Origin of the sequence: Chryseobacterium indologenes (assembly GCF_001295265.1) — a bacterium.
Classification (GTDB): Bacteria; Bacteroidota; Bacteroidia; order Flavobacteriales; family Weeksellaceae; genus Chryseobacterium; species Chryseobacterium indologenes_A.
This window is the reverse complement of sequence record NZ_LJOD01000052.1, coordinates 1-1,473: the sequence shown is the minus strand read 5'-3', so window position 1 is coordinate 1,473 and position 1,473 is coordinate 1. Positions and strand designations below refer to the sequence as shown.

Annotated in this window: 1 protein-coding gene; it reads right to left on the bottom strand. The window is 39.2% G+C overall.

Annotation, left to right across the window (positions count from 1 at the left end):
* Positions 1 to 60: 60 nt before the first annotated feature.
* The coding region (locus AOB46_RS22670) for a RagB/SusD family nutrient uptake outer membrane protein (protein WP_241489274.1) at positions 61 to 1,473 on the bottom strand (1,413 nt) is incomplete at its 5' end.

Below are 1,473 nucleotides of genomic sequence, written 5' to 3'. Positions count from 1 at the left end.
ACCATGTTACTGCTTTTAAAAATTTATATAAGTGTTCTTCTGTGAAGAAGCTTTTACTTATTAAAGTGAGTTGTCATAACCAGGGTTAGGAGCAACTAGCGTACCTGAAACGTTGGTTTCTGCCTGTGGAATAGGGAATGCTAAACGCGTATCTCCGATATTCAACATTACAGGATTACCTGTTCCCGCTGAACCATATACAGGAACTGATTGTCCCCATCTTAGTAAATCCCACATTCTGAATCCTTCTCCAAGAAGCTCTCTTCTTCTTTCATCCTTCACAGCATTAATATCTATGGTGGCCGCTGGTGCAAGGCCTCTGTTTGTGGCTACCATATTGTAATAACTATCTGCCTTAGATTGTGATCCTCCATTTGAAGGTAACTCAGCTTCAGCACCATTTAAAAGAACCTCTTCATATCTTACTAACTTAAGGTTATCTGCACCACTGTCATCCGGATATTTGTGAAGAATATATCTAATTCCCGAAGCAGTAGCAAAAGTACCTGGTCCTCTTCTAACATCCGAAGCAGTATATGATCCGTAAGTAGCTGCTAATACCCCCATATTTCTATAAGCCCCTTTAAAATTCATATAGGCATTCATCCCTGAAGCACCATAAGCATTGGCAGTCCCTACAGCAAGCTCAAACATAGAGTTGGTAGATGCATTATTTAATGTCCAGCTGATTACATAAGAATCTTTAAGAGCCACACTATAGATTGATTCAGCTGTCGCTGCAGCCACAATATCAGTAACATATTGTCTAACTTTAGCATAATTTCCTTTGTAAAGGTAATATCTGGTCATTAATGCTTTTACTGAATATTCATTCAATTCAGTTCTGTTAGCCGTATCTGTAAACTGATTACCACTTAACAAAGATAATGCCTTATCAAAATCCGCCTCAATCTGAGCCTGGGTTTCAGCTACACTTGCTCTGGCCATATTAGCCTTAGGATCATATTTGGTAGGAATGACCACTCCTTTTGTTCCTCCCGAATACTGCTGACCGTAAAGTCTTAATAAATCGAAGAATGCTAATGCACGGATAGCATATGCTTCTCCTTTTACTTTATTCACTTTATCCTGAATCGTAGCCTGGTTCAATGTTTGAGACCAGGTAAGGTTATCCGGTGAGTTGATGACAATATTAGCTTTGGCTACTACTCCATACATTGCATTGTAAGGTCCTGTTGTATACTGGTCTGTAGAAGTCATGGATAAGTTTCCTACAGAAGTAAAATATCCTGCTGCTCTTCTGGTGAACATTTCATCACTTCTGACTTCTGCAAAAAGCGGAAACTGAGCTCCATAATATCCAACAGCTCTCATAGATCCGTAAGCTCCGGTTACAAAAGACTGTAATTTTTCAACACTTGTGATTGTTTCAGCCTGTTCAGAGTTACCAAAATCGGTATCAATAAATTCTTCGCTACATGAGGTTAGTGAAAAACCTACCATGGTTGCCAA